The 26,420-nt window shown below is 65.8% G+C and carries 22 protein-coding genes and 1 pseudogene; 12 read left to right on the forward strand and 11 right to left on the reverse strand.

The genetic code is table 11. The features are described 5' to 3' along the window. The first annotated feature begins 36 nt into the window (after positions 1–36). Together Q0L30_RS10420 and Q0L30_RS10425 are read left to right on the forward strand one after the other, a co-directional pair. Complete coding sequence (locus Q0L30_RS10420) at positions 37–1,386, forward strand: ATP-binding protein (protein WP_293045676.1); 1,350 nt, start codon at positions 37–39, stop codon at positions 1,384–1,386. A 186-nt stretch (positions 1,387–1,572) separates the two neighbouring features. Beyond that, entirely contained in the window at positions 1,573–2,121 is a 549-nt protein-coding gene (locus Q0L30_RS10425; RefSeq protein WP_293045679.1) for a peroxiredoxin, read from the forward strand. 3 nt (positions 2,122–2,124) lie between these two features. On the opposite strand, the gene Q0L30_RS10430 is transcribed toward Q0L30_RS10425, so the two are convergent. From Q0L30_RS10430 to ispD, 4 genes are all read right to left on the reverse strand, one after another. Beyond that, positions 2,125–3,276 (reverse strand): acyltransferase, encoded by a 1,152-nt coding sequence (locus Q0L30_RS10430; protein ID WP_296654624.1) that lies wholly within the window; start codon positions 3,274–3,276, stop codon positions 2,125–2,127. Further along, positions 3,242–3,373: a hypothetical protein gene (locus Q0L30_RS10435; protein ID WP_296654766.1), complete on the reverse strand. Its 132-nt coding sequence runs from the start codon at positions 3,371–3,373 to the stop codon at positions 3,242–3,244. The genes Q0L30_RS10430 and Q0L30_RS10435 overlap by 35 nt, the downstream gene beginning before the upstream one ends. 87 nt (positions 3,374–3,460) lie before the next feature. Then, on the reverse strand, positions 3,461–3,940 hold the full coding sequence (gene ispF / locus Q0L30_RS10440; protein WP_296654626.1) for a 2-C-methyl-D-erythritol 2,4-cyclodiphosphate synthase: 480 nt from the start codon (positions 3,938–3,940) through the stop codon (positions 3,461–3,463). Between the two features lie 42 nt (positions 3,941–3,982). After that, positions 3,983–4,696 (reverse strand): 2-C-methyl-D-erythritol 4-phosphate cytidylyltransferase, encoded by a 714-nt coding sequence (ispD, locus tag Q0L30_RS10445; RefSeq protein WP_296654627.1) that lies wholly within the window; start codon positions 4,694–4,696, stop codon positions 3,983–3,985. Between the two features lie 326 nt (positions 4,697–5,022). On the opposite strand from ispD, the gene mfd reads away from it, so the two are divergent. The 3 genes from mfd (at position 5,023) to mscL (ending at position 10,553) form a co-directional block, all read left to right on the forward strand. After that, complete coding sequence (mfd, locus tag Q0L30_RS10450) at positions 5,023–8,511, forward strand: transcription-repair coupling factor (protein ID WP_296654629.1); 3,489 nt, start codon at positions 5,023–5,025, stop codon at positions 8,509–8,511. A gap of 379 nt (positions 8,512–8,890) precedes the next feature. After that, entirely contained in the window at positions 8,891–9,901 is a 1,011-nt protein-coding gene (locus tag Q0L30_RS10455) for a threonine/serine dehydratase (protein ID WP_296654631.1), read from the forward strand. Positions 9,902–10,106: 205 nt separating this feature from the next. Continuing rightward, positions 10,107–10,553 (forward strand): large conductance mechanosensitive channel protein MscL, encoded by a 447-nt coding sequence (gene mscL, locus Q0L30_RS10460; protein ID WP_296654633.1) that lies wholly within the window; start codon positions 10,107–10,109, stop codon positions 10,551–10,553. Positions 10,554–10,675: 122 nt separating this feature from the next. On the opposite strand, the gene Q0L30_RS10465 is transcribed toward mscL, so the two are convergent. From Q0L30_RS10465 to Q0L30_RS10475, 3 genes are all read right to left on the reverse strand, one after another. Continuing rightward, positions 10,676–12,655 carry a response regulator gene (locus tag Q0L30_RS10465; protein ID WP_296654635.1) on the reverse strand — a complete coding sequence of 660 codons (1,980 nt, stop codon included), beginning with the start codon at positions 12,653–12,655 and terminating at the stop codon, positions 10,676–10,678. Between the two features lie 105 nt (positions 12,656–12,760). Beyond that, the gene (locus Q0L30_RS10470) at positions 12,761–13,252 is read right to left on the reverse strand and encodes a response regulator (RefSeq protein ID WP_296654637.1); all 492 of its coding nucleotides are present in this window, start codon (positions 13,250–13,252) and stop codon (positions 12,761–12,763) included. A gap of 64 nt (positions 13,253–13,316) precedes the next feature. Further along, on the reverse strand, positions 13,317–14,927 hold the full coding sequence (locus tag Q0L30_RS10475; RefSeq protein WP_296654638.1) for an ATP-binding protein: 1,611 nt from the start codon (positions 14,925–14,927) through the stop codon (positions 13,317–13,319). On the opposite strand from Q0L30_RS10475, the gene Q0L30_RS10480 reads away from it, so the two are divergent. Together Q0L30_RS10480 and Q0L30_RS10485 are read left to right on the forward strand one after the other, a co-directional pair. Continuing rightward, on the forward strand, positions 14,914–15,219 hold the full coding sequence (locus tag Q0L30_RS10480) for a hypothetical protein (RefSeq protein ID WP_296654640.1): 306 nt from the start codon (positions 14,914–14,916) through the stop codon (positions 15,217–15,219). The two genes, Q0L30_RS10475 and Q0L30_RS10480, sit on opposite strands and share 14 nt — an antisense overlap. A 185-nt stretch (positions 15,220–15,404) precedes the next feature. Further along, positions 15,405–15,902: a hypothetical protein gene (locus Q0L30_RS10485; RefSeq protein ID WP_296654642.1), complete on the forward strand. Its 498-nt coding sequence runs from the start codon at positions 15,405–15,407 to the stop codon at positions 15,900–15,902. A gap of 24 nt (positions 15,903–15,926) precedes the next feature. Here the strand turns inward: Q0L30_RS10485 and Q0L30_RS10490 are convergent, their stop codons facing one another. Continuing rightward, positions 15,927–18,452: an AsmA family protein gene (locus Q0L30_RS10490; protein ID WP_296654643.1), complete on the reverse strand. Its 2,526-nt coding sequence runs from the start codon at positions 18,450–18,452 to the stop codon at positions 15,927–15,929. 125 nt (positions 18,453–18,577) lie between these two features. Between Q0L30_RS10490 and Q0L30_RS10495 the strand changes: the two genes are divergently transcribed. Together Q0L30_RS10495 and fetB are read left to right on the forward strand one after the other, a co-directional pair. Next, the gene (locus Q0L30_RS10495; protein WP_296654644.1) at positions 18,578–19,354 is read left to right on the forward strand and encodes an ATP-binding cassette domain-containing protein; all 777 of its coding nucleotides are present in this window, start codon (positions 18,578–18,580) and stop codon (positions 19,352–19,354) included. Further along, positions 19,351–20,175, forward strand: coding sequence for an iron export ABC transporter permease subunit FetB (gene fetB, locus Q0L30_RS10500; protein WP_296654646.1), 825 nt, complete (start codon positions 19,351–19,353; stop codon positions 20,173–20,175). Before Q0L30_RS10495 ends, fetB begins: the two co-directional genes overlap by 4 nt. 39 nt (positions 20,176–20,214) lie before the next feature. On the opposite strand, the gene Q0L30_RS10505 is transcribed toward fetB, so the two are convergent. Then, positions 20,215–20,775, reverse strand: coding sequence for a DUF6013 family protein (locus Q0L30_RS10505; RefSeq protein WP_296654648.1), 561 nt, complete (start codon positions 20,773–20,775; stop codon positions 20,215–20,217). Positions 20,776–21,069: 294 nt separating this feature from the next. Then, on the reverse strand, positions 21,070–22,086 hold the full coding sequence (locus tag Q0L30_RS10510) for a zinc-binding alcohol dehydrogenase family protein (protein ID WP_296654651.1): 1,017 nt from the start codon (positions 22,084–22,086) through the stop codon (positions 21,070–21,072). Positions 22,087–22,271: 185 nt separating this feature from the next. On the opposite strand from Q0L30_RS10510, the gene Q0L30_RS10515 reads away from it, so the two are divergent. After that, positions 22,272–23,240 (forward strand): LysR family transcriptional regulator, encoded by a 969-nt coding sequence (locus Q0L30_RS10515; protein WP_296654653.1) that lies wholly within the window; start codon positions 22,272–22,274, stop codon positions 23,238–23,240. Between the two features lie 34 nt (positions 23,241–23,274). Here the strand turns inward: Q0L30_RS10515 and ligD are convergent. Then, positions 23,275–24,165: pseudogene (ligD, locus tag Q0L30_RS10520) on the reverse strand (non-homologous end-joining DNA ligase); the annotation flags it as partial. Positions 24,166–24,897: 732 nt separating this feature from the next. On the opposite strand from ligD, the gene Q0L30_RS10525 reads away from it, so the two are divergent. Both Q0L30_RS10525 and Q0L30_RS10530 read left to right on the forward strand, forming a co-directional pair. Beyond that, positions 24,898–25,482, forward strand: a complete 585-nt coding sequence (locus Q0L30_RS10525; RefSeq protein WP_367277799.1) for a hypothetical protein — start codon at positions 24,898–24,900, stop codon at positions 25,480–25,482. 24 nt (positions 25,483–25,506) lie between these two features. Next, positions 25,507–26,286, forward strand: a complete 780-nt coding sequence (locus Q0L30_RS10530; protein WP_296654655.1) for a hypothetical protein — start codon at positions 25,507–25,509, stop codon at positions 26,284–26,286. Positions 26,287–26,420 lie beyond the last annotated feature (134 nt).

Consider the following 26,420-nt stretch of genomic DNA (forward strand, 5'->3'; position numbering starts at 1 on the left):
GGCGTCTGCAATTCCTCTGTCTGACAGGAAGGTCCCATGCGGATTGACCGGCGTCTGCTGACGCTTGCGTTCGGCGACCTGTTCTGGCGCACCTTCCTGCTGATCGCACTCCTGATCGCGGTCAGTCTTGCAGCGTGGTTCCAGAGCTTTCGCGTGATCGAGCGCGAACCGCGCGCGCAGCGCGTGGCGCTGCAGCTCGTCGCGGTCGTGAAGCTCACGCGCACCGCGCTGCTCTATTCCGATCCCGACCTGCGCCGCGCGTTGCTCCAGGACCTGGAGAGCAACGAAGGCGTGCGCGTCTATCCGCGTGAAGCGACGGACAAATACAAGCTCCAGCCAGACGAATCGCTGAACCGGCTGATCGAGCACGACATCCGCGGGCGCCTTGGCGACGACACCGTCATCGCCCAGTCGGTCAACGACATTCCGGGCGTGTGGATCAGCTTCAAGATCGACGACGACGATTACTGGGTCGCGCTCGACCGCGATCAGCTCGATAACGTCACCGGCCTGCAATGGGTCGGATGGGGCGTGTCCGCGCTTGCGCTTTCGCTCTTCGGCGCGGCATTCATCACGAGTCTCGTGAACCGCCCGTTCGCACGGCTCGCGATGTCGGCACGCATGGTGGGCTCCGGTCAGTCGCCCGCGCCACTGCCCGAGAGCGGCATGGGCGTGGCCGCTGAAACCAACCGAAGCTTCAACCAGATGGTGCGCGATCTCGAACAGCTGGAAGCGGATCGCGCACTGATGCTGGCGGGCATCTCGCACGATCTGCGCACGCCGCTCGCGCGGCTGCGGCTGGAGACGGAGATGAGTCCGTCCGACCAGGCGACCAAGGATGCGATGATCGACGACATCGAGCAGATGGACCTGATCATCGGCCGCTTCCTCGACTACGCCCGTCCGGTGCAGCGCATGACCGAACGCGTCGACCTCTCGGTGATCGCGGGCGAAATGGCCGCGCGCATGGCGAGCGAAGACGGCGTGCGTCTCATCACGCGCCTCGCGCCGTCCGCCATGATCGAAGCCGACGACACCGACATGCGCCGCGTCCTCGGCAACCTGATCGAAAACGCCCGCAAATACGGCGCAAGCGACTCGGATGGCATTCCGCACATCATGCTCGAAACGCGCGTCTCGCATTCGCGCGTGGAACTCTCGGTCGTCGATGAAGGGCCTGGCATTCCCGAAGACCAGATCGCACTCGTGACGCGCCCGTTCTATCGCGTCAACAGCGCCCGCACGCAGGCCAACGGCACCGGCCTCGGCATGGCGATCGTGCAGCGGCTCGTAGGCCGCTATCGCGGCGCGCTGCGCCTGCGCAACCGCCTGCCCGGCCCCGGGCTCGAGGTGACGATCGAGTTTCCGCTCGCCAAGGGCGTATAAGCCGCACGGCGAGCAGCACAACAAGCGGTACAGCGAGCGGCGCAGATCATTTCGCCGCACCCGGTCATATCAGCAGCTTTCCCCTCGCCCGCGCAACGCCTGCGGCACATCGTCGTGCCGCGCGAGCGCTGCGGCTGTCACAATCGTCTTGATCAAGCCGATCACTCTCTCACCTGGAGCGGCAGCATGAAGACCGTGGGCGACAAACTCGAAGCCTTCTCCGTCACTGCGGCGAAGCCCGGATTCAACCAGCCGGAAGAAAACGGCGAGTCGGCGTTCCTCGACATTACCGAGCGGACCTTCTCGTCGAAATGGAAAATCATCTACTTCTATCCGAAGGACTTCACGCTCGTCTGCCCGACCGAGATCGTCGGCTTCGCGCGGCTGCAAAAAGCGTTCGAGGACCGTGAAGCCGTACTGATGGGCGGCAGCTGCGACAACGAGTACGTGAAGCTCGCGTGGCGCCGCGAAAACGCGGAGCTCGACCGCCTGAACCATTATTCGTTCGGCGACGTGAAGGGTGAGTTGATCGACCAGCTCGGCGTGCGCGATCAGGAGCAAGGTGTGGCGCTGCGCGCCACCTTCATCGTCGATCCCGACAACGTGATCCAGCACGTCTCCGTCGACCATCTGAACATCGGACGCAATCCCGACGAAATCCTGCGCGTGCTCGACGCCCTGCAAACCGGCGAGCTATGCCCGAGCGGCCGCCCCATCGGCGGCGCAACGCTTTAGGCCCTATGCGCGCAAGCGCGCGGACTCTGCCTCGGCGTGCACCGGCAGCCACTGGTCGATCGCGGCTTCGAGCGCGCGCTTTCTCTCCAGCACCCGCTTTTCGAGCAGTTGCCACGACAGCAGCGCAAGCACGAACGCCAGTGCGAACTGCAGCACGAGCGGCACGACGGCATCGGCGGCAGGCGGCAAGCCGAGCCTCGTGTAGAGCGCGGGATCTTCGCCCAGTTTCGACGGCACAAGATTGTGAAAGAGATAGAAGCCGTAGCTAATGGTGCCGAGATAAGCCAGCGGGCGCGCGTCGAGCGCGGCGACAAGCGCATTGCCCTGGCTGCGCACGATCCACACGAACACGGCGCACAACGAAAGCGCGAGGCCGATATCGAGCAACCCCGGCAGCACGGCACGCTGCTGTGCGACGCACGCTGCGCAATCCGCGCGGCCCACCGCGAATGCGGCGAGACTCGCAAAACCGGCCGCAAGCCACCATGCGCTTACGCTGCCGTTCCCCAAGGGCACGCGCGCCCCGACGATCGCCACCGCGCCGCCGAGCGCAATCAGCGCGAAATTCCACGGTGAGAATGCATAAACGAGCGGCGCGCTCGCCCCATGCAGATACAGCGCGAGGTGGATCAGCGCGGCGCAGCCAATCGCCGCCGCGCATATCGCGAGATGGCGGGACGCACGCGAGAACAGCAGCGCGAACGGCGCCGCGAGATAAAACTGCTGCTCGACCGCGAGGCTCCAGAAATGCGAAACGGTGCCCGGCCATCTATCGTGAACCACACCGATCCAGTAATTGGAAAGGAATGCGTAATGCCATGCGAGCCCCAGCTCGACCTCGCGCTGATAAAACAGTGCATGTGCAATGGTCAGCGCGATCAGCAGCAGATAGTAGACCGGCACGATACGCAGCGCGCGCTTGATGAAGAACACGTAGAGCACGGCATCTCTGCGCGCCGTGTGCTGCTCGATGCGCAGACGGTTGCGATGCAGTTCGCCGACGATCAGATAACCGCTGATCAGAAAGAACAGCCACACGCCGAGCTTGCCCACGTCGACTGCCTCGACGTGAGCCTTGTGCGCGAGAAACACGAGCACCACTGCAAGCGCCCGCAGGCCGTCAAGGCCTTTCACATGCTTTTCGTTCGCCGCCATCGCCCTTCCCGAGTCTCGACAAGAAACCAGTATCGGCAAAAATAAACGGGAATTTATCGGCAAGAAAAACAAGGGCGATGATTGCAGATGCAATCATCGCCCGTTGATCGTTGCAGGTACGCGGCTTGCGCCGTACCGGCCGCAATTTACTTTACGAACTGCTTTACGTACCGCTTGATCTACCTCAAGCGCGCGTGAGCAGCACGGCAGCTTGCGCTTCGATGCCCTCGCCCCGGCCCAGATAGCCGAGTTTTTCGTTGGTCTTGGCCTTCACGTTCACGCGATCGAGCGACAGCTTCAGGTCTTGCGCGATATTCGCGCGCATGGCTTCGATGTGCGGCGCGAGCTTCGGCGCCTGCGCAATGACCGTGCTGTCGACATTGACGAGCGCAAAACCGGCTTCCTCGACGCGGCGCAGGCACTCGCGCAGCAACACGCGGCTATTGGCCCCGTAAAAGTTTTTGTCGGTGTCGGGAAAGTGGCGGCCGATGTCGCCGAGTGCGGCCGCGCCGAACAGCGCGTCGGTGATCGCATGCAGGAGCACGTCGGCATCCGAGTGGCCGAGCAGCCCGCGCTCGTACGGCACCGTCACGCCGCCGATAACGAGCGGGCGTCCGGGCACGAGCGCGTGCACGTCGTAGCCTTGTCCGATTCTGATGTCCATGGGTAATTTCCGGGTTGGGTTGTCGGGCGCGCGATGCAACGCTCAGGCCGCCGGCGGCTGGCTGAGAATCGCTTCGGCTAGCGCGAAGTCTTCGGGGTACGTCACCTTGAAGTTGCGCAGGCTGCCCTGCACGAGACGCGGCGAATGGCCGAGCCATTCGATTGCGCTCGCCTCGTCGGTGAGGTCGTGGCCGTCCTGCTGCGCGCGCTCGATGGCCGAGCGCAGCATGCCGATGCGGAACATCTGCGGCGTTTGCGCCTGCCAGAGTCCGTCGCGCGCTTCGGTGCGGGCGATGCGCGGCGCGGGGCCGCCAGGTGTCACGCGCTTGAGCGTGTCGGCGACCGGCAGCGCCATGATGCCGCCCACGTCGTCGTCCTTCAACGCATCGACGAGCGAGCGGATCAGCGCGGGCGTGATGCCGGGGCGCGCCGCATCGTGCACGAGCACCCAGTCGTCGTCGCGCGCGCCGAACTCGGTCAGCGCGGCAAGACCGTTGAAGACCGATGCCTGGCGGGAGGCGCCGCCGCAGCGGCGCACGGCGAAGCGCAGGCCGCCGAAGCGGCGTGCGTCGAAGTAGCCGTCGTCGGGCGCGATGACGACGAGCGTCTGCGCGAATTCGCCACAGGCGTCGAACGCGGCAAGCGTATAGTGCAGGAGGTCGCGGCCGGCAACCATTCGATACTGCTTCGGCATGGCCGAGCCGGAGCGGCTGCCGGTACCGGCGCATGGGATCAGGGCAAACAGGCGTGGGGTCACGGTGGGTGCAATCGGCGTGGGTCAAATTAAAGGACGGATTTTATAATAGGTCCTTTGCCCGCACGGCCAACGCCCGCAAAAGCCCGCAAAAGCCCGAGAAGTCACGCGCAAGCACGCAGTAGCGCGGCCTCGCGCCGTTCCAGCCCCTTAGCCATTTGCAACGGCATGGCGCAGGACGGTTCAGGCACCCATCCGGGCCTGCCGTGCGGTCCTCGATGCCTCGCCTGGCGCACGTTCACGCCCGCCGGGCGGAGTCGCTGGTTGCGCGCCCCGAGGCTGTCACCGGCACTCACGTCCGGGCCGCCGTAGACGTTACCCTGTTGCCTATGTCCGATATCGCCGCTTCGTCGCAGTCTCCGTCCCCCGTCGCACTCGTCAAGCCGGGGCAGCGCTATGCCTTCGACGGCACGCACGGTTCGTCCGATGCGCTCCTGATCGCCCGGTACCGCGAAGCGTCGCGCGCGAGCGCCCCGCTCGTCGCCGTGATCTGCGCAAGCGCAGTCGACGCGCAGCGGCTCGCCCAGGAAATCCCGTTCTTCGCGCCCGAGGCGCGCGTACGCCTCCTGCCCGACTGGGAAACGCTGCCTTACGACACGTTTTCGCCGCACCAGGATCTCGTCTCCGAACGGCTTGCAACGCTGCACGATCTGGGCGAAGGCCGCTGCGACATCCTGCTCGTCCCGGCCACGACCGCGCTCTACCGCATGCCGCCCGCGTCGTTCCTCGCGGGCTATACGTTCTCGTTCGCGCAGGGCGAGCGGCTCGACGAGGCCAGGCTCAAATCGCAATTGACGCTGGCCGGCTACGAGCACGTGAGCCAGGTCGTGCGCCCCGGCGAATACTGCGTGCGCGGCTCGCTGATCGACCTCTTCCCGATGGGCTCGCCGCTGCCGTACCGTCTCGACCTGTTCGACGACCAGGTCGATTCGATCCGCGCATTCGATCCGGACAACCAGCGCAGCCTCTATCCGGTCAAGGACGTGCGGATGTTGCCGGGCCGCGAGTTCCCGTTCGACGAGGCCTCGCGCACCGCATTTCGCAGCCGCTGGCGCGAGGTATTCGAAGGCGATCCGAGCCGCGCGACGATCTACAAGGACATGGGCAACGGCGTGCCGTCGGCGGGCATCGAGTATTACCTGCCGCTCTTCTTCGAAGAGACCGCGACGCTGTTCCACTACTTGCCCGCCAACGCGCAACTCGTGTTTTCGGGCGATCTGGACGCTTCGATCCGCCGCTTCTGCGCCGACACGAAGCAGCGCTACAACTTCCTGTCGCACGACCGCGAACGGCCGATTCTGGAGCCGCAGCGCCTCTTCCTCACCGAGGACGATTTCTTCACGCTCGCCAAGCCGTTCGCGCGCCTCGCGCTGCCGGCGGCCAGTGCCGGCGGCTGGGCGAACGCGCTGCCGAACCTCGCGATCGACCGCCACACAAACGATCCGCTCGCGGCGCTGCGCGGCTATCTCGACACGACGAAAAACCGCGTGCTGTTCGCGGTGGAATCCGCGGGCCGCCGCGAGACGATTGCGCAACTGCTCGCCGAGAACCATCTTCGGCCCGCCTCGGCGGACAGCTACGAGGATTGGCTCACCTCCGAGGAGCGCTTCGTGCTTGGCGTCGCGCCGCTTTCGACCGGCTTCGCGCTGGCGAACGAAGGGCTCGCCATCGTCACCGAAACCGAGTTGTACGGGCCGCTCGCGCGCCGCGCCGGACGTCGGCGCCAGGAACAGGCGAGCAACGTCGATTCGATGGTGCGCGACCTCTCCGAGCTGAAGGTGGGCGATCCGGTCGTGCACGCGCAGCACGGCATCGGCCGCTATCACGGTCTCGTGACGATGGATCTCGGCGAAGGCGATACGGAATTCCTGCACCTCGAATATGCGAGCGGCAGCAAGCTCTACGTGCCCGTGTCGCAACTGCACGTGATTTCGCGCTACAGCGGCGCCGATCCGGACACCGCGCCGCTGCACGCACTCGGCTCGGGCCAGTGGGAAAAGGCACGCCGCAAGGCTGCGCAGCAGATCCGCGACACCGCCGCCGAACTGCTGAACCTCTACGCGCGGCGCGCCGCGCGCGAGGGCCACGCGTTCAAGCTCGAACCGCGCGACTACGTGAAGTTCGCCGAGAGCTTCGGCTTCGAGGAAACGCCCGACCAGGCGGCGGCCATCGCGGCCGTGATCGGCGACATGACGAGCGGCAAGCCCATGGACCGCCTCGTGTGCGGCGACGTGGGCTTCGGCAAGACCGAGGTGGCGCTGCGCGCGGCCTTCATCGCCGTGATGGGCGGCAAGCAGGTGGCGATCCTCTCACCGACCACGCTGCTCGCCGAGCAGCACACGCAAACCTTCACCGACCGCTTCGCCGACTGGCCCGTACGCATCGCCGAGCTTTCGCGCTTCAAGACCGGCAAGGAAGTGAACACGGCGATCCAGCAGATCAACGACGGCAGCGTCGACATCGTGATCGGCACGCACAAGCTGCTTTCGTCGGACGTGCAGTTCAAGCGCCTCGGGCTCGTGATCATCGACGAGGAACACCGCTTCGGCGTGCGCCAGAAGGAAGCGCTGAAGGCGCTGCGCGCGGAAGTCGACGTGCTCACGCTGACCGCGACGCCGATCCCGCGCACGCTCGGCATGGCGCTCGAAGGGCTGCGCGATTTTTCGGTGATCGCCACGGCGCCGCAGAAGCGGCTCGCAATCAAGACCTTCGTGCGCCGCGAGGAAGACAGCGTGATTCGCGAAGCCATGCTGCGCGAACTCAAGCGCGGCGGCCAGGTGTACTTCCTGCACAACGAAGTCGAGACGATCGAGAACCGCCGCGCGATGCTCGAAGCACTCGTGCCCGAGGCGCGCATCACGGTCGCGCACGGCCAGATGCACGAGCGCGAACTCGAAGCGGTCATGCGCGACTTCGTTGCCCAGCGCGCGAACGTGCTGCTGTGCACGACGATCATCGAAACCGGCATCGACGTGCCGACCTCGAACACCATCCTGATCCACCGCTCCGACAAGTTCGGCCTCGCGCAATTGCACCAGCTGCGCGGACGCGTGGGCCGCTCGCATCACCAGGCGTATGCGTACCTGCTCGTGCACGATCCGCAGGGCCTCACGAAGCAGGCGCAGCGACGTCTCGAAGCGATCCAGCAGATGGAGGAACTCGGCTCGGGTTTCTATCTCGCGATGCACGACCTCGAAATTCGCGGCACGGGGGAAGTGCTCGGCGACAAACAGTCGGGCGAGATTCAGGAAATCGGCTTCCAGCTTTACACCGACATGCTCAACGACGCGGTGAAGGCGCTCAAGGAAGGCCGCGAACCGGATCTGACCGCGCCGCTCGCCGCGACGACCGAGATCAACCTGCACGCGCCCGCCATCCTGCCCGCCGACTATTGCGGCGACGTGCAGGAGCGCCTGTCGCTCTACAAGCGGCTCGCGAACTGCGAACACGACGACTCCATCGACGGCATCCAGGAAGAACTGATCGACCGCTTCGGCAAAATGCCGCCGCAGGCGCACGCGCTCATCGAAACGCACCGGCTGCGGCTCGCCGCGAAGCCGCTCGGCATCACGAAGATCGACGCGGGCGAGGCGGTGATCGGCCTGCAGTTCGTGCCGAATCCGCCCATCGACGCGATGCGGATCATCGAGATGGTGCAGAAGCACAAGCACATCAAGCTTGCGGGGCAAGACAAGCTGCGCATCGAAACGCGCAGCCCGGATCTCGCGGTGCGCGTGGCAACGGTCAAGGAAACGCTGCGCGCGCTCGGCGCGCCCGCCCGGGCGGCGCGCCAGGACGCAGGCGCAGCGCGCCGCTGACCGTGCAGCGTGCGCGGGCGGCGCACGGGTGGCTCGCGGGTGGCTCGGGGGTGACTTTGTGTGCGCCGCGCAAACGCGCTCGCGCGGATCGATCGGTTGTTTGCCACAGCACAGAGCCGTGCGCGTTCGCAACTTTGGCCCGAACGATCCTTTTTAGGTAAGATTGACATCACCAGCCCGCTGGAGTCACGTCATGTCTGTCGCCGCCGATTCGGCGCAAGCCCCGCAGCACCCCCCTCCTTCCGCAGCTTTGTCCGCTGTTTCATCCATCTCGCCCGCCCCACTCGCCCGACGCGAACGCTGCCTGCGCAAGCGCTTGCCCGGCCTGTCCTGCGAAACGCAGCCGCAGTAACGCGGCGCCCACCACTCCTCACGCGCCATGTCCACAGGCATACCGTTACCCACCGATCGCACGATCGACGGCGAAGCAATCCCCTCACTCGACGACATCGCCTCGCAGCACTTCACGCTTACGCCGTGGGTGCTGCGCACGCCGGTGTTCGACCGCCACGACTTTTTTTTGCTCGAAGGCACGCTGATCAACTTCAAGTTCGAGCTGCTGCAGGCAAGCGGCAGCTTCAAGGTGCGCGGCGCATTCACGCATCTGCTCGCGCTCGACGCCACCCAGCGCAGCGCGGGCGTCACCTGCGTCTCGGGCGGCAATCACGCGATTGCCGTGTCGTATGCGGCGATGCGGCTCGGCATCAGCGCGAAAGTCGTGCTCTTTCGCACCGCGAGCGCCGCGCGCATCGCGCAATGCCGGCGCTTCGGCGCCGAAATCCTGGTGGCGAACAGCAGCGCTGAAGCCTTCGACATCGTGCGGCGCGTGGAAGCCGAGGAAGGCCGCTATTTCGTGCATCCGTTCAACGGCTACCGCACGGTGCTCGGCACCGCGACGCTCGGCTACGAATGGGCGACCCAGGCGCCCGATCTCGACGCCGTGATCTTGCCGATCGGCGGCGGCGGTCTCGCCGCGGGCGTCTCGCTCGCGCTGCGGCTCGCCAATCCGCGCGTGCACATCTACGGCGTCGAGCCCGAAACCGCCGACGCGATGAGCCGCAGCTTCGCCGCGAACCACACGGTGCACATCAGCCACATGCATTCGATCGCGGACTCGCTGATGGCGCCGCACACCGAGCAGTACAGCTACGAGCTGTGCCGCCGTCACGTCGACCGCATCGTCACGGTCTCCGACGACGATCTGCGCGCCTCGATGCGCGTGCTGTTCGACGAGCTGAAGCTCGCGGTCGAGCCCGCATGCGCGACGGCCACGGCAGGCCTGCTCGGCCCGTTGCGCGACGCCGTGCGAGGCAAGCGCGTCGGCATCCTGCTGTGCGGGACCAACACCGACCCGGCGACCCTCAGCGGCCATCTGGCGCGGGCACATTGAGGCGAATCGAGGACGCTTGTGATGAACGGGTGCAATCGGGACGCATAGGCGCGCTCCGGACGAAAAAGCGCGCATAACGCATATAAGTCCGATGCACAAGCAGCGAAAGGTCAGGCATTGTCAAATATCTATCGCATCAGGGAAGCGTTCGCTATCATTGCGCATTGAATCGCCGTGTTCCGTCCCTTCCCCGGAGAGCCTGCCCATGAGCATCATCAAAGAATTCAAGGAGTTTGCCGTCAAAGGCAATGTCATGGATCTCGCCGTCGGCGTGATCATCGGCGGCGCCTTCTCGAATATCGTCAATTCGGTCGTGAAGGATCTCATCATGCCGGTCATCGGCGTGGTCACCGGCGGCCTCGACTTCTCGAACAAGTTCATCCGGCTCGGCGACATTCCCGCGAGCTACAAGGGCAATCCGGATTCGTACAAGGATCTGCAGACGGCAGGCGTGGCCGTCTTCGGTTTCGGCTCGTTCATCACCGTGCTGATCAACTTCATCATCCTCGCGTTCATCATCTTTCTGATGGTGAAGTTCATCAACAAGCTGCGCAGGCCGGAAGAAGCCGCGCCCGCCGAGCCGCCGCCCACGCCCGAGGACGTGCTGCTGCTGCGCGAGATTCGCGATTCCCTCAAGGACAATCCGCGCTGAAGCCGTCCGGCGACGGCCGCAAAAAAGAACCCGTGCAGGCGTCGCGCCGCACGGGTTTTTTGTTGCGCTCGCCACAAGGTGCGGCATGAAAGCGGCACACAAGCGACGCACCACCGGCGCATTCAGGATTCGGGCGGCGCCATCGAGCGCGTCGCATTCGTCTGCTCGATCAGGCGTTCGAGCTGGTCGAAGTTGACCGGCTTCGTGAGATGGGCCGTAAAACCCGCATCGAGACAGCGCCGCACATCGTCGTCGGTGCCGAAGCCCGTGAGCGCAATCGCGGGTGCGTCTGAAATCTTGCGGTACGCGTGAATGAAGTCGACGCCCGTGCCGTCCGGCAGGCCGATGTCGCTCACCACGAGATCGAAGCGCGTGCGGCCCGCGAACGCCAGCGCGTCGGCCACGCTCCCCGCCACGGCCACCGCGTGCCCGAGTCCGCGGATCAGTTGCGACATCACTTCGGCCGTGTCCTCGTGGTCTTCGATCAGCAGCACGTTGAGCACGCCCGCCTGTTGCGGCCCCGTCTGACGCGCCGGGGTCGCCACTTCGGGCCCCGGCATCGCGCTCGGCAGCACGATCGTAAACGTCGCCCCGCAATGCGCGCCTGGACTCCTCGCGGCCACGGTGCCGCCGTGCGCCTCGGTCAGCGCCTTCGTCACGGCCAGCCCGAGCCCGAGGCCGCCGAACTGCCGCGTCATATTGTGGCTGCCCTGCTCGAACGCATGAAAGAGCTTGCCGATCTGCTCGGCCGCAATGCCGATGCCCGTGTCCTCCACTTCGATCTGGACGTGCGTGCGCTCGTCGCGCGTGCGCACGTAGATGTGGCCGCCGTCCGGCGTGAACTTCGCGGCGTTGCGCACGAGATTCCAGAACATCTGCTGCAGCCGGGCGCGGTCGCCGCGCACGTAGTGATGCTGCGCGCGCAGATCGACGTGCACGTCCTGCTGCTTCACCTGGATTTCGCTGTGAAAGAGTTCCAGCACGGCGTCGATCACTTCGTGCACGTTGACCGTGTCGAGCGCGAGACTCAGCTTGCCATTCGCCACGCGGGTGAGGTCGAGCAGATCGTCGATCAGGCGCGCTTCGAGTTCGATGTTGCGGCGGATCATCAGCACGCCGGCGCGCGCGGTCTCCGGCAACTCGTCGATCTGTTCGAGCAGCCGCGTGCCGGCCAGCACCGGCGTAAGCGGCGTGCGCAGCTCGTGCGAGAGCATCGCGAGGAAGCGGTCCTTCGCGCGGTTCGCCTCCTCCGCGTTCTGGCGCGCCGCCTGCTCGGAGGCGAGCAAACGCTCGCGATCTTCCGCCGATTCGCGCTGCGCGTGCACATCGGTGCAACTGCCGAACCATTTGTTCACGCCGCCGCGCGGATCGCGCATCGCCACGATGCGCACGTCGAACCAGCGATACGCGCCGTCGTGACGGCGAATGCGCAGCTCGTGCCGGTAGTCGGTCGCGCCGCTGCCCACGGCCTTCTGCCACGTGAGGCGGATCTCTTCGCGGTCCTCGGGATGGACGGCGTCGAGCCATTCGAGCCCGGGCGACTGACGCGTATCGAACCCGGTGTATTCGAGCCACTGTTTCGAGAGGAAGTCGCAGGTGCCGTCGGCGCGGCAGGTCAGCACGAGGTGCGGCAGCGCTTCCGAGAGCGTGCGGTAGTGCTCCTCGCGGTCGCGCAGCAGCAGCGATTCGTCCGAGGCGCGTTGCAGCGCGACCTGCGCCAGCACACGGGCGACCGCCTCGGGCAGATAGTCGAGATAGTCGCCGGATTTCGGCACGACGTCCGAGACGCCCGCGCGCAGTGCTGCGATGACGCGCGACTCGTCGGTGAATCCGGTCACGAGGATCGCCGGCACACGCACGTTCTGCGCGCGCAGACGGCGGAAAAAATCGAGTCCGGTCTCCGCGCCGTCGAGCTGATAATCGAGCACGAGCACGTCGGGCGTGCGCGAGGTGAGCAGCGCGCTCGCCTCGCCCACGCTCGTGCAGGTGTCGACGCGCGCTCCGGCGCGTGCGAGCGATTTGCGGGCAAGCCGCAAGATGCCGTCGTCGTCGTCGACAACCAGCACATGCGCGCCTGCCAACAGGGTTCCGTCGTCATTCATGCGCGAAGTGTGCCTCCTGGCCACGGTGTGCATTGCGGGATGATCGGAGCGTGAGTGCGATGCGCTTCATTAGCGCGCTTTACGGATGCACATCACGCGCGCACATCACGGGCGCGCAGACCGGTGCGCGGCCGGCAGCTTCACGACCTGCAGGAAAAACCCGAGCCGCCGCACCGCTTCGATAAAGGCGTCGTATTCGACCGGTTTCGTGATGTACACGTTACAGCCCAGTTCGTAGCAACGCTCGATTTCCCGCGGATCGTCGGTCGTGGTCAGCACGATCACCGGCACGGAAGCCGTGGCCGGATCGGCCTTCAGGCGGCGCAGCACTTCGAAACCGTCGACGCGCGGCATGCGCAGGTCCAGCAACACGACGAAGTTCGCGAGATCGTCGCGGGACGGCACGCCTGGCGCGCCGGGCGCCTGGCCCGCTTCGCTGCCGGGCGCCCCGAAGAAGTAATCGAGCGCCTGCTGACCGTCCGAAAAGCGCACGAAGCCGTTGGCGACGCCGGAGCGCCGCAGATTGCGCTCGACGAGCGTCGCATGGCCGTCGTCGTCCTCGATCAACACGATGCTGACCCGTTCCCCCTCTGTCATGTCATGCCTCCAGCGGATACCGGCATTCGATCGCGCACATCGGGTGCGCTCCGCTTCTTCGCTATCACCCAGCGCGCAGCGGCTGAACAGGCAAATCGACGAAAAATGTCGAGCCCGTGCCTTCCGTCGATTCCACCCAGATCCGTCCGCCATGGCGCTCGGCAATGCGGCGCGCGAGCGCGAGGCCGATGCCCTGCCCGCCGGAGTCGTCGCCGTGCAGGCGCTGAAATGCGTGAAAGAGTTTCGGCACGTAGGCTGACGGGATGCCCACGCCATTGTCGCGCACATAGTAGGTTCGTGTGTGCGCTCGCGCGCCCTGCGGCGCATTATCGGCTTGCACTGCGGCATCGAGCGCGCCGATCTCGATGCGGCCAGGCCGCGCCGGATCGAGGTGGCGCACCGCGTTGCCAATCAGATTGCTGAAGATCTGTTCGAGCGCCCCCGGATCGCCCCAGGCGGGCGGCAGCTCCCGCGCGTCGATGCGCGCGGTGTCGGGCAGCGCCCCGGCCGCTGCGCGGGCGCGCTCGACGAGCCTGCCCATGTTCACGCGCTGCCAGCGGTATTCGAGCCGGCCCGCGCGCGAGATGCGCAACAGCGCGTCGATGATCGCCGCCGCACGCGCCACCGCCTGGCGCAGGAATTGCAGCGATTCGTTGACCTCGCCGTCGAGCAGTTCGGTCATCGGGCGCTGCTCCTTTTCCGGCAGCCCCGCCGATTCGATCTGCGTGCGCAGCTCGTCGCACGAAACCTGCAGCTCCTTCGAAAACCCCTGAAGGTTCACGAGCGGCGAGCGCAGATCGTGCGACACGCTGTAGATGAACATCTCGTTGTCCTGGGTCTCCTGGCGCAGATGTTCGTTCGCGCCTGCGAGATCGGCGGCGCGTGCCTCGAGTTGCAGTTTGAGCGCGGCCTGCTCGCGATCGGCCAGACGCAGGCGCGCGCTCGTATGATGCAGCACGGCATCGAGCGCGGCGATTTCGTCGTTGCCCGAGAGCGCCGGTGCGAGCCGCACGCCGTTGCCGAGCCGCTCCGCGTTGTCGCGAAGCGCAGCGAGCCGCACGCCCACGTTGCGTGCGAACACGATGGCCGTCACGGCCCAGATCAGCATCGAGCCCACCACCGCGACAATCAGCGCGGCCTGCTGACGCGCGCGCGTCATGCTCGACGAGGCGCTGCGCAACGCATCGAGCCGCGTCTCCTCGTCGATGAATTCCATCAGTTCGTTGCGCACGGTCTCGATCTCGGGCGGCATCGCCGCGCCCGCCGAGCGCGCCCACGCGATGCTGCGGCCCGCACGCAGCGCATCGGCCACGTCGGCTGCCTGCGCGCGCCACGCGTAGGCAGCCGCACGCATGTGATCGACGCGCGTGAGTTGCGCCGGGTTGTCGGCCACCATCCGCGAGAGCAACGCGATGCGGTCGGCAAATTCGGTCCAGACCGCATGGCGGTCGATGAAAGACGGATCGCCGAGCACGATGCCCGTTCGCACGCGCGCCGATTCGCGCAGGAGCGGATCGACGAGACTCGATGCCTGCCAGAGAATCTGCTTGCTGCTTTGCGCGCTGCGCGCCGCGAGTGATGCGGCCTCCTGCGTATTGAACACGACCGCGAGCAGCGCCAGTTCGATGACGCTCGGAATCGCGATCAACAGCAGCCCTTTCGTGAAGAGTTTCATGGCGTGGGTGGCGCGCTTCTGGCTGGCTAATGACCGGATCCAGACGGCGCAGCGCGCCGCAGCAATTGCCGCGCGGCACTTACCGCGCAGCACTTACCGCGCAGCACTTACCGTATTGGACCCCGCATCGGGCCCCGCGACGCGGGATGGCCGCAGGCGCCAGAACCGGGACATTATCGGCGTGAAATTATTGGATGACAACGGACACCGCACAGCTTCGGGAGCGTCTGGAACCGCACGCTTTTTAAAGGCGATTTCGACACACTGCGCGCGCATGCAGGTCTATTATTGAGACGGAGATGGCAATAAAACTGCGAAACAAAGAGCGCCGGGATACTTACATGAGCGCGGCAAGCGGTCCGGCATGGCTTTTGCGGAACCAATGAGGGTTTCGGCTGAGTTCGAATCCTCGTGAATCCTGCAGAACCCTATGCTATAAAGGATCGACGTGCGGCGCGCAAATCCGGGAGTGGTCGCATGGGACAGCTGCGCTATTTGCAATCCTTTTTCAGGCGAGTTTTTATGTCCTTCCCGAAAAGGCGTAAACGCATCAAGGCGGACGGCGACGAATCGTTTCTCGCCGTGCTCAGCCACTTCAAACCGTTCGGTCAACTCGACACCAAAATCGCACGCGCACGCGCGCAAGACGAGCCGGTGCTCTATGCGCATGTCCTGCCGGGGCTCGATGTCCTGCTCTGCAGCGTGCGCGGCGCACAGCCGCCTTATCCCGGTACGAGCGAATTGCGGCGCCGCTGCATCGAGTTCATTGCGCATGCACTCGAACAGCCCATCGAAGGGCTGGAGAACGGCGGCTACTGGTACGAGGCCGACGGCTTCGGCTTTCTCGTGTTCGCGAGCCGCGCGCGCAGCCGGATCCTCCCCGAGTTCGGCGCAGGACGCCCGGCCGTTGTCTCGCGGCGCGTGACACGCCGCCAGGACGCGGCCGGCGACGCCACGCCGCGCTCGCTGCGCTAAATCCGCTGACGCGCCACGGGCGCGTCAGCTTCCTTTGTAGAGACTCGACCAGCCCGTCTGCGGCGCGGCATTTCCCTGCGCGTTGCCGCCATTGCCGCGGTTACCACGCTTGCCGCCGTTTCCACCAGTCCCGGCTGAACCTGCGCGGCTCGCCGCCGGCAGTGCGTTGCCCGCATCCGCGCGCATCTTCTGCCCTGGCGGCGGCGCGACCGGACGCTTGCGCAGCTGCGCGAAAAGTTCGTCGCACGGCAACGGCTGATTGTTGCTCGGCGCGATGAGCGGAATAAGCGCGGCGAGCGGATTGAGGATGCCAAGCCCGATCATCGCACCGCCGCGTAGCGCGAGCGCCGCGGCATCCACCCCGACGTGAGGATTCTTGAACGTCCCCTTCACGTACAGCGGCGAGCGCAGCGAGAACACGCGAAAACCCTTCGTATGCGGATGGATGCGCAGATCCAGCGATTCGTCGCGCAGGTCGATCGGGCCGTCGATGTCGATCACGGCATCGTCGGTGTCGAGTGCGAATACGCGCGGGTTGAGCACGCCGTTGGTCGCGACGAAATCGGCGGCAGCACAGTTGATCTTCACGTCGCGGTTGCCGAACATCTTCTCGTAGACGACATTCGCCACATTCAGGCCCGCCGCTTCCATCAGCAGACGGCTGATCGTGCCCTGCGTGACGAGCCCGTTCACTTCGCCGTTCGAAGTCGCCGCGAGCGATGCGGGCGAGTTGCCCGTGGCCGACAGCGATGCGTCGCCGTTCACCTCGCCGAGCGCGGACTGCATCGTCTTGAAGTTCGGGAATAGCTGCTTGAGCTTCAGATGCCGCGCCTGCGCCGTGCCGCGCGCCTTGAGCGGCGTACCGCTGCCGTCGAGCGTGAGACGCGTCGCGAGCGTGCCGCCCGCCACGCCGAAGCGCAGCGGGTCGAGCGAAAGCACGCCATCGGTCATCACGACGTGCGTGTAGAGCTCCGAGATCGGCAGGCTGCCCTGTTTGACGATGCGTTTGCCCGTGAACGCAACGTCGGCATCGATGGCGCGCCAGCGGTCCGTGCGGAACGGTTCGACCGGCAGCACGCGATCGGCGGGCTGCTTCACCACGTCGCCGCGCTTCGCCTTGCTCGCTTTGCTGTCCGCACCGATGATCGGTGCGAGATCGGAGAACTGCAGCAGGTTCGACGTCAGCTCGCCCTTCAGCAGCGGACGCGGCTCGCGCTGCACGTAGGTGAGCGTGCCGTTCAGGTCGCTGCCGCCGACCCGGCCTGTGAAGTTCTCGTAGCGAAACTCGCTCGCACCAGGATGGAATTGCCCGACGAAGCGGCCTTCGGTGGCGTAAGGCGGCGTTTCGGGCAGCGTCACGCCGGTGAGGTTGTAGAGATGCGCCATGCTTTCGCCGCGCAGCCACAGGCGCAAATCGACGGCGGCCAGATGCGTGGGATCCGTGAGCGCGCCGACGAGCGCGATATGCATGTCGCCCGCGCGCACGTCCGCCTGCAACGGGAACGGGCGCTTCGCATCCTGCAGCGCGAGCACGCCGCCGAGCTTGCCGGTGCCCGAAATCGGCGTATTTTTGTACGTGCCCTTGAGTGTCCAGCCGATGGCGTAGAACGGTTCGGCCGCAACTTTCGCGGGGACGGCGGGGACAGCTGAAACCGCGGAAACTGCAGCGGCGGTGGACGCAGCGGGGCCACTCGCAGCCGCGTTGCCTGCTTTGCCCGCGTTGCCCGCATTCGAAGCGCCTGGTACGCTCGCGCCGCTGGCAGTACTGGCCACAATGGCCACACTGGCAGCGCTGGCTGCACTGGCCGCAGCCGCACTCGCCGCCGCAGCTTCGGACGCCTGCTGCTTTTGCGCCTGCTGCGCAAGCCGCCGCGCCCCCGCCTGTCCGATCGTCTTCGCCGATTCGCTGCGCGCCGCCGCTTCCTGCTGCTGCATGACTTCGCCGAGCGGAATCCCGCGCCCGAGCAGATCGATGGTGACCTGCACATCGGTCTTCGTCTGCTGATCGTCGAGCGCAACGGTGCCCTTCGCGAACGCGATGTTGTGCAGATTGAGCTTCCAGGTCGACGGGCCGCTCGACGGTGGCGGATTGAACGTCCAGTTGTTGCGGCCATCGGCGAGCCGCTCGGCGTCGATGGACGGATTCACGAGATTGATGGCCGGGATCACGATGTCGTGCACGAGCAGCGGCAGGACCATGACCTCAAAATCGATTTCGTCGAGCGTCGCGAAGTGCGGCGCGCGGGCCCAGCCGGGGTTGGCGACCGCGATTTGCGTGGCCGAGAAGCGCGGCCACGGCACCCAGGCGTGCCAGCCCGTTTCGCCCACCGGCGCGCGCCAGCCGACCTTCAGATCGCCCTGGATCGCGAACGGCCGCCCGATGGCCTCGCTGACCTTCTCGTTGACCCACGGCTTCGCATGATTCCAGTCGAAATTGAGGATGAATACTGCGAGCCCCGCGCCGAGGATCGCGACAATCAACACCAGCCATGCGAAGATCCGGGCGAGCGTGCGGCCGAAGCCGCGAGCCCCGGATTGCGGTGACATCATGCACACTCCCTGATTTTCCCGCTGTTTTCTTCAACCGTTCCTGAAGCAGCGAACGTGCCTGCCCACCTGCGCCGGCGTTCGCCATCGTGCTGCGTCACGTTATACGTTTTGTCTGCAATCATTCGATGACAAGCCCGATTTGTTCCCACCTGCCGGACCTAAGCGGCGGCGCCCGTCGCACACCGCTCGTCGAGGCCCGCCAGATTACACGACATGACCCACAGCGCGGTTTGACGCTGCTACAGCCGACGGATTTCGCACTGTGCGCGGGCGAGCGCGCCGCGCTGACCGGCCCGTCGGGCTCGGGCAAGAGCGTGTTCCTGCGCGCGCTCGCGCTGCTCGATCCGCTCGACGCGGGCGCGGTGCTCTGGAACGGCGAGCCGGTCGCGCGCACGAGCATTCCGCGTTTTCGCCGGCATATCGCCTATCTGCGGCAGCGGCCCGCACTGCTCGACGGCACGGTCGAGGACAACCTGCGTTATCCGTATTCGCTCGCGGTCTATCGCGACGTCCAGTTCGACGCGGCGCGTGTAGAAAAACTCTTTGCGGCGGCCGGACGCGGCGCGGATTTTCTCGCGCGGCCCGCATCGGAACTGTCGGGTGGCGAGTCGCAGATCGTCGCGCTCGTACGCGTGCTGCAACTCGATCCCGATGTCCTCCTGCTCGATGAGCCCACCGCCTCGCTCGATCCCGATTCGGCACGCGCGGTCGAAGCGCTCGTCGGCGGCTGGTTCGAGCGTAATCCGCATCAACGCGCAACCGTGTGGGTGTCGCACGATCTCGCCCAGGCCGCGCGCGTTGCAAACCGCAGGCTCGGCATGCACGCCGGCGTCCTCCGCACATCGGCCGATGCCGCGCATCCCGGCGTCCAGACCGCTCCCGCCACCGGAGCCTCGCGATGAATTCCGTCCTCCAGAACCTCGGCCTCGGCGACGTCGCCATCGCGGCGCTGCTCGTGCTCGTCAACGGCGCGGTGTCGGTCCTGCTCAAGCTCGACCTCGAACGCAAGCTCGCATGGGCAGCGGTGCGCACGGTGGTCCAGTTGCTCGCGATCGGCTACGTGCTGGGCTGGGTTTTCTCGTACGCCCGCTGGTACGTCGTGCTGCCGCTCATGGCGCTGATGACGCTGATCGCCGGCATCGCCGGCTCGCAGCGCGGCGCGCGCACCTATGCGGGCCAGCGCGCCGATAGCGTCGCGTCGATCTGGGTCAGTGCGTGGCTCGTCGCAGCGGTGGGCCTGTTCGCCGTGATCCGTATCCGCCCCTGGTACGAGCCGCAGTATGCGATCCCGATCCTCGGCATGATTCTCGGCAATACGCTCACGGGTGTGTCGCTCGGCGTCGAGCGCATGACGCAGGAACTCACGGCGCGGCGCGACCGCGTGGACAGCGCGCTCGCGCTCGGCGCAACGCGCTGGGAAGCCGCACAGGCTCCCGCGCGCGAGGCGGTGCGCGCGGGCATGATCCCGACGCTCAACCAGATGGCCGTCGTCGGCGTGGTCAGCCTGCCCGGCATGATGACGGGCCAGGTGCTCGCGGGGCAGTCGCCGCTGCAGGCCGTGCGCTACCAGATCGTGATCATGTTTCTGATCGCCGCGGCATCGGCGCTCGGCACCGTTGGCGCCGTGCTGCTCGCGTACCGGCGCGTCTTCTCGCCCGAGCACCGCTTTCTCGCATCGCGGCTCGTCGAGCGTCCTGCGAGCGCGAAAAAGCGGGCTGCATAGCAACAAAAACGCAATGAACGCGCGCCGACAGCGGCGCGTTCAGCGCTGGGCGGAAATCGTGACCTGGGTGCCGTCAGTCAGCGTGATCGTCTTCGGCGTGCCGTTGGTCGACATCGTGAAGTGAACGATCTGGCTAAACGATTTGACGTCGGGGCACGCGAGCGTCGCCCCGCCGCTCGACACGCTGCGCGTGCCGTGCGGCGCCTGCGCGCGGAAGCTCACCTGGACGTTCGCGGTGCCGTGCGCGTCGACGATCGGCGAGAGGCGCAGCTGCGTCTGCCGCACCACGGCGCCGTTCGCGTCGAGCGGGAGCATCGCGAGATCGGGGCAGCCTTTCGGCGCGGCCACTGCGCCGCCGGGCGGCGTCGTGCGCCAGGTGAAGTCGTCGGTGTCGCCCGAGCGCAGCGTGCGCGTTTCCGATGAGTTGCCGAATTGCTTCGACGTGACCTTCACCGTGTAGCGAATCGGCCCGTCCGTGGCCGCTTTGGACGTGACCGTGATGGGTGTGGTCGCGAACGCCGGCAACGCGAATGTGCACGACGCGGCGAAGGCAAAACAGGCGAGTGCCGCGTGAGCGCGGCTTGAGCGACGGCGTAGCATGCGTAATCTCCTGACGGGTGCTGCCGCGCGCCGCCGTTCAAGGAAGCGCGCCAGTATGAAGCGAATAATTAGTGAGCGGATGATCCGTTCCTTTAGTCTAGCGCGCCGCGCAGGCGCGTGCTTCGAGTGCAAGCACTTTACAGACCAGGTGTTATCCCGCTTGCCACGCTCCAGATTTTAGGAGCGCAATTATCAGACCAATCGAAGCGCGCGCAACGAGCGGAGCAAGCGGAGCGAGTGGAGCAAGCCGGGCAGGCGGACCTGCCCTGCGCGGCGCCGCCCGGACCGCCCGCCTCAGAACCCGCTCAGCACGAGCTTGCCAATCGCACGGCCCGCTTCCAGCATCGCGTGCGCGCGCCGCAGGTTTGCAGCGTTGATCGGTCCGAGCACTTCGCCGACCGTTGTGCGCAGCGTCCCCGCATCGACGAGGCGAGCGATCTCCGTGAGGAGCTTGTGCTGCTCGATCATGTCGGGCGTGCCGAACATCGAGCGCGTGAACATGAACTCCCAGTGCAGCGCGGCGCTCTTCGCCTTGAGCAGTTCGACCGGCACCGGCTCCCTGTTTTCGACGATCGTCGCGATGCCGCCCTGCGGCTTGATCACTTCGGCGGCGGCCGGGAAGTTGGCGTCGGTGTCGTTGAAGATCAGCACGTAGTCGACTGCGGGGATGCCGAGCGCCGACAGTTGCGCCGGGATATCGCCGAAGTGGTTGACGATGTGGTCCGCACCGAGCGATTGCGCCCACTGCGCCGATTCGGGCCGCGACGCGGTGGCGATCACGGTGAGCTTGCCGAGCTGCTTCGCGAGCTGGATGCCGATCGAGCCGACGCCGCCCGCCCCGCCGAGGATCAACACCGACTTGCCGGCGTCCGCGCCCTGCGGCGACACGCGCAGGCGGTCGAAGAGCGCCTCCCAGGCGGTGATCGCCGTGAGCGGCAGCGCAGCCGCATGCGCGAAATCGAGCGATGCCGGTTTGCGCCCGACGATGCGTTCGTCGACGAGCTGGTATTCGCTGTTCGAGCCGGGGCGCGTGATGCTGCCCGCGTAGAAGACGGGATCGCCGACCTTGAACAGCGTCACGTCGGAGCCGACTGCCGCCACCGTTCCTGCGGCGTCCCAGCCAAGCACGCGCGGCGCGCTCTCTACGGCGTCCTTCGGCGCGCGCACTTTCGTATCGACGGGGTTCACCGATACCGCTTCAACCTTCACGAGCAGATCGCGGCCCGTTGCGACCGGTTGCGGCAGCTCGACGTCTTGCAGCGAAGCCGGATCGTTGATGGGGAGATAACGGTAAAGGCCGACGGCTTTCATTTCAGACTCCTGTTCGGATAGGTTCGGGACGGCGGCTTCAAGATGGCCGCGGAGCAGACGAACTGCGGTTCGAACTGCGGACCGGACAGCGGATCGAGCAGCGCCGCAGGAAGCCGATTTTGTCCGACTCCGCATGCCGTGAAAAGCCGCATAATGGCTAAAACATTTTGCTGAAAAAATTGATAATGGCCGATCCCGTCAGTTTCGCCGATCCCGACGATCTCCCCGTCAAGCCCACGCCTCGCGAGCGACTCGATCTACTCGACGTCGCACTCTTCGTGCGTGCCGCGCAGCTCGCGAACGTCTCCGCCGCAGGGCGCGAATTCGGTCTTTCGGCCGCCGTGGCGAGCGCCCGGCTCGCGAACCTCGAACGCAGGCTGGGCACGCGCCTGCTGCATCGGACCACACGCCGCATCAATCTGACCCAGGACGGGGAAATTTTCATGACGCGCGCCGACGTGCTGCTCGACGCAGCCGAAGCGGCGCGCGCCTCGGTCGGCCGTGCGCAGGACGGGCCGCAGGGGCGGCTGCGCGTCTCGATGCCGTCGTCGTTCGGGCGGCAGCACGTCTCGCCCGTCATCGCCGCCTTCCTGCGCCGCTATCCGGGCGTGAGCCTCGAGTTGCAACTGACCGATCACGTGGTCGATCTCGTCGACGCGGGCGTCGATGTCGCCATCCGGATCGGCGCGCTCAAGGATTCTTCGCTCGTCGCGCGGCGGCTCGCCGTCAACCGGCGCGTCATCTGCTGTGCGCCCGCCTACCTCGCGGCGCACGGCACGCCGCATCATCCGGCCGATCTTGCGCACCACGAATGCGTGATCCTCGGCGGTCAGCGCGACTGGGCATTCGTCACGCCAGCCGGCCCGCTCACCGTGCGCGTGGACGGGCGGCTCGTGACCGACAACGGTGAAGCGATCCGCGACGCCGTGCTGGCAGGCTTCGGCATCGCGCTGAAATCGACCTGGGACGTCGCGCCGTATCTGCAAAGCGGTGCGCTCGTCAGCGTGCTTGAGCGCTACCCGCTCGCGCAACCGTCCGCCATCTGGGCCGTGTATCCGAGCCGCGCGTTCGTGCCGCCGAAAACGTCCTCTTTCATCGACTTTCTCGCCGCGCATTTCGGCGACCCGCCGTACTGGGATGCGGCGGTCGAATAACGCGGCAGCCGCATGACGTGCACCGCCGCGCGCGCTATCTGCCGCTCTCTTCGAGCCCGATCGTCAGCTCCGCGGTGACCTGCTGCTTCACGCCCGCATACGCGGCCCACGGATCGGCGCGGTCGAGCGTGGCCAGGCGCTCGTCGATGTTGTGCAGCGTCCACTGCGCGCCGCCGCTCGTCTGCGCAAGCTCGTCCCACGCAATCGGCACCGACACGCCCATCCCGGGCCGCGCCCGCACGCCATACGCGACCGCCGTGCTCGCACCGCGCGCGTTGCGCAGGTAGTCGACGAAAATCTTCTTCCTGCGATGCTCGGGGCCCATCGTCGCGGTGATCCGCGTCGGCGCGTCCGCGGCCAGATGCTGCGCGACCGCGCGCGCGAACGCCTTCACGTCTTCCCAACCCGTCTCGGGCGCGAGCGGCACGACGATATGCAGCCCTTTGCCGCCGCTCGTCTTGCAGAACGATTCGAGACCGAGCGCCTGCAACAGCGCACGGGTCATGTCGGCGGCTTCGATCATGCAATCCCAGCCGAGCGCCGGATCCGGATCGAGGTCGAACACCACGCGGTCGGGCCGCTCGATGTCCGTTACGCGCGCATTCCACGTGTGCAGTTCGATCGCGTCCATCTGCGCGGCGCCGATGAGCGCCTCCAGCGATTCGATCGTCAAGAGCGGTGGATGGCCGGGGTCGAGCCCCTCGTGCTGCGTGAGCTCGGGGATCGGCGCGCGCGCGCTGTGGCGCTGGAAGAACAGCTCGCCTTCGAGACCGCGCGGCGCGCGTACGAGCGAAACCGGGCGTTCGCGCAGATGCGGCAGCAGCCAGCGCGACGCGCGCGCGTAATAGCGAATGACATCGATCTTGCGCAGGCCGCTCGAAGCGTCGATGACGCGTCTTGCGCTCGTGATCGGAATACCCGCGATGTCGGCGTCGGCCGGCGTGTCGGGAACGCGGTGGGCGACGCGCGGTGCGCGGCGTCCGGACACGGCGCGCGAAACCGGCGCAGCCGTGCCAGAAGCCTCGGAACGCGCGCCGCGCGGCGTTCGGGCGGGCGTGGTGTGTTGGTTCTTGTGAGCGTCCTGCATACCGGTTCCCCTTGCGCGCATTGGCGCGCGGATCACGCATCCGGCATCGCAAGATACGGGCCGCGCAGCGAACGGTTGACGGCACGCGACGGCCGCCCCGGTCGGGCCGCCGCGCGAATATTCATTGTGCAACTAAAGCGAGCTTTCAATCCAGCAAGGCGCGCGAAGGGTCAGACCGGCATGGGTGCACTCGACGAAAGGGGCGGCAAGGCGGGCCACAAATGGTTCGAGCGAGACCGCAGTGGCCGCAAGCCCACGGACCGGGGCGACATACCTTTTCTTCGCCCCCGCTAAATGCGATAGAAACCGTCCCGGTCCATCGCACCGCCTGAGAACCACCACGCATTCGCCTTCCAGCAAACAAATTTGCAGTGCTATGCACTACACGTACCGATCCACTGCAAAAAGGTGAATACAGGGCCGCTACTCCAAAGATATGACAAACATTTACAGTAGCCCCGGCCGCACTTGTCATATAGCAGTGCCAACATTTATTGCGAGCGCGATTGGCAGTGTCGTAGACGATGCCCTAATGCCGGTCACACGCAATCTCATTGCGCGGGAGTTGATATGTGGCAGTTCAAAGCTGGCGTCGGCGCGACGATCGCAGTGTTGATTGTTCTCGGAGCACGATGGGTCGTTTCTGCCGATACCGACACCGATATCGCGCACAAACCCGGGCCTTCCGCGACACCTGTGCCGGTCCTGCCAGCGATCAAACGCAGCGGCATCGATCCCGGGCCGACGGATCGCATGACGCAGTCTTCACCACCCGCGCGCCCGCTGCCGCAGCGGTTCAACGACTATCTTGCGCAGGAATACGCCAACTCCGCCGTGACACGTCAGGTGCTCACGCAAATCGCCCAGGGCTGGAGCCAGGCGGTCAATAACGTGCGAGATCCGCAGGATGCCAAACGTGCCGGCGATGAAATCGCGCAAGGCATCGCTTGCGCGCTAGGCGAGGATGTACTCGCCAAGGTCAATCTCGATCAACAGGAGATGCTCGACCGAATCAAGGCCGCGCGTGCGGTCATGCTCGATGACGAAAGCGACACGGTTGCCTATCTGCGTTTCCAGTCGTTGGCCGGTGGTCAGTTCTTCGACGATCCTCAAGCCAGGCCGTGCCGCTTCGATCCATCCGTTCTTCTCAACTGAGTGCAAACCCAAGGAGATTTCCGCATGAAGTCACCCGTCACAGTCCTGCTCGCGAGCGCATTGCTCACCCCGTTGAGTGCGATATCCGCGACACCGCCCGGTTCGGCAATCGTGTTCGTCAACGGCATCAACAACACATTCGACGATGCAGTGGCCAATCTGCAGATCGTGAAGAAGCAGCTCAATGCGCGCGACAAGAACAATGCCTACGTATACGGCAATGCATACAACGCAACCCAGGGATTCTTCACCGACGTCAAGTCGGTATTCAAGCAAAAGGCCAGGGAGGGATCGAGTCCGGCCGATTTCTGGCGTGCCATCGACGGGGGTTCCGTGCCAGCCAGCGGCATGAATGCGGAACTGCAGAAGAAGTACATCGCCATCCTGGCCAAGAGCGACGTTCCGGAATTGCCTGATCATCTGCGCAAGTATCGCGGGTATCTGAAAGACAAGCGCAAGGTCGTCCTGATTGGCCATTCGCAGGGCTCGCTGTACGCGAACTTCGAAATCAACTTGCTCGTGACAGGACCCGACAAGGCGCAGGGCGCAATCAGTGCGGTGAACGTCGGCAGCGCGACGGGCTACCAGTTGCCTGGATCAAGCTATCTGACGTCAAGTTCCGATGGCGTAATCGGCGCCCTGAGATTGGTACAGACGGTGCTGCCGGAGAACTTCTCGATGGGATGGCATCCGCTGTCCGATGTGATGGGGCATTCGTTCTCGAAGATCTACATGAACAAGAGTTACGGGGCGGCGAACCAGATTCTGAAACAGGTTTCGCAGCAAGCGTACAACGGGACATGACCCGGCGGGTTCTGTCTCGTTGTTGACGTGAGATGGCCGCTGGCGTGCGCTGCATGTCAGCGGGCGCAGGCGGCTCCGCGCGGATGGATTGCCGGGCGCGCCGGGCCGGATCGGCGAGCAGTTACAATATTGCG

The sequence above is a fragment of the Paraburkholderia sp. genome, assembly GCF_024281035.1.
In the GTDB taxonomy this organism is placed as follows: Bacteria; Pseudomonadota; Gammaproteobacteria; order Burkholderiales; family Burkholderiaceae; genus Paraburkholderia.

Bases quoted from the DNA above. Each gene is read 5' to 3' on its own strand.
- Q0L30_RS10420 (WP_293045676.1), top strand. From the start codon at position 37: ATGCGGATTGACCGGCGTCTGCTGACGCTTGCGTTCGGCGACCTGTTC.
- Q0L30_RS10425 (WP_293045679.1), top strand. From the start codon at position 1,573: ATGAAGACCGTGGGCGACAAACTCGAAGCCTTCTCCGTCACTGCGGCG.
- Q0L30_RS10430 (WP_296654624.1), bottom strand. From the start codon at position 3,276: ATGGCGGCGAACGAAAAGCATGTGAAAGGCCTTGACGGCCTGCGGGCG.
- Q0L30_RS10435 (WP_296654766.1), bottom strand. From the start codon at position 3,373: ATGATTGCATCTGCAATCATCGCCCTTGTTTTTCTTGCCGATAAATTC.
- ispF (WP_296654626.1), bottom strand. From the start codon at position 3,940: ATGGACATCAGAATCGGACAAGGCTACGACGTGCACGCGCTCGTGCCC.
- mfd (WP_296654629.1), top strand. From the start codon at position 5,023: ATGTCCGATATCGCCGCTTCGTCGCAGTCTCCGTCCCCCGTCGCACTC.
- Q0L30_RS10455 (WP_296654631.1), top strand. From the start codon at position 8,891: ATGTCCACAGGCATACCGTTACCCACCGATCGCACGATCGACGGCGAA.
- mscL (WP_296654633.1), top strand. From the start codon at position 10,107: ATGAGCATCATCAAAGAATTCAAGGAGTTTGCCGTCAAAGGCAATGTC.
- Q0L30_RS10465 (WP_296654635.1), bottom strand. From the start codon at position 12,655: ATGAATGACGACGGAACCCTGTTGGCAGGCGCGCATGTGCTGGTTGTC.
- Q0L30_RS10470 (WP_296654637.1), bottom strand. From the start codon at position 13,252: ATGACAGAGGGGGAACGGGTCAGCATCGTGTTGATCGAGGACGACGAC.
- Q0L30_RS10475 (WP_296654638.1), bottom strand. From the start codon at position 14,927: ATGAAACTCTTCACGAAAGGGCTGCTGTTGATCGCGATTCCGAGCGTC.
- Q0L30_RS10485 (WP_296654642.1), top strand. From the start codon at position 15,405: ATGGGACAGCTGCGCTATTTGCAATCCTTTTTCAGGCGAGTTTTTATG.
- Q0L30_RS10490 (WP_296654643.1), bottom strand. From the start codon at position 18,452: ATGATGTCACCGCAATCCGGGGCTCGCGGCTTCGGCCGCACGCTCGCC.
- Q0L30_RS10495 (WP_296654644.1), top strand. From the start codon at position 18,578: ATGACAAGCCCGATTTGTTCCCACCTGCCGGACCTAAGCGGCGGCGCC.
- fetB (WP_296654646.1), top strand. From the start codon at position 19,351: ATGAATTCCGTCCTCCAGAACCTCGGCCTCGGCGACGTCGCCATCGCG.
- Q0L30_RS10505 (WP_296654648.1), bottom strand. From the start codon at position 20,775: ATGCTACGCCGTCGCTCAAGCCGCGCTCACGCGGCACTCGCCTGTTTT.
- Q0L30_RS10510 (WP_296654651.1), bottom strand. From the start codon at position 22,086: ATGAAAGCCGTCGGCCTTTACCGTTATCTCCCCATCAACGATCCGGCT.
- Q0L30_RS10515 (WP_296654653.1), top strand. From the start codon at position 22,272: ATGGCCGATCCCGTCAGTTTCGCCGATCCCGACGATCTCCCCGTCAAG.
- Q0L30_RS10525 (WP_367277799.1), top strand. From the start codon at position 24,898: ATGTGGCAGTTCAAAGCTGGCGTCGGCGCGACGATCGCAGTGTTGATT.
- Q0L30_RS10530 (WP_296654655.1), top strand. From the start codon at position 25,507: ATGAAGTCACCCGTCACAGTCCTGCTCGCGAGCGCATTGCTCACCCCG.